The organism is Rhodosalinus sp. FB01 (genome assembly GCF_041365715.1).
GTDB lineage: Bacteria > Pseudomonadota > Alphaproteobacteria > Rhodobacterales > Rhodobacteraceae > Rhodosalinus.
In genome coordinates, this window is the sequence record NZ_JBGFSH010000061.1 from 1 (window position 1) to 500 (window position 500).

Here is a 500-nt window from a genome sequence, read left to right on the forward strand (position 1 = left end):
AAAGGTGCACGACAGCCAAGTCTGGGACGAGCTCCTGCACGGCGCGGAGACGTCGGTCTGGGCGGACAAGGGCTATGTCAGCGCAGCACGGGAGGCCGCGTTCTCAGGCCCCGGCAAGGTCTGGGGCGTCATGCGCAAGGCGCCGAAGGGCGGCGCGCTGCACCCCTTGGACGAAGACATCAACCGGATCATCGCCAAGGTGCGGGCGCGCGTCGAACACCCGTTCAGGGTGCTCAAGTGCCAGTTCGGATATCTCAAGACCCGATACCGCGGCCTCGCAAAGAACCGCGCGCAGCTCTTCACGCTGTTCGCCCTTGGCAACCTGTTGCTCGTCCGACGGAGGCTGCTGGCATGAGGCGGAGTCTGCCCTCGGACGCCAATCTCGGCTCTTCGGGCAGGCAGATCTCCCGAAATCGCCGGCATACCCGGTCGACGTGCCCTCGTCACACCGCCTCTGTCCGAAGATCGGCGATGCCGAAGCGGTAGATCAGACGATCCTT

Annotated in this window: 1 protein-coding gene; it reads left to right on the forward strand. The window is 65.2% G+C overall.

Going from position 1 to position 500, the window contains the following annotated elements; all coding sequences use genetic code 11:
* The coding region (locus AB6A65_RS16565) for a transposase (RefSeq protein ID WP_371039485.1) at window positions 1-355 on the forward strand (355 nt) is incomplete at its 5' end.
* Window positions 356-500: the final 145 nt, after the last annotated feature.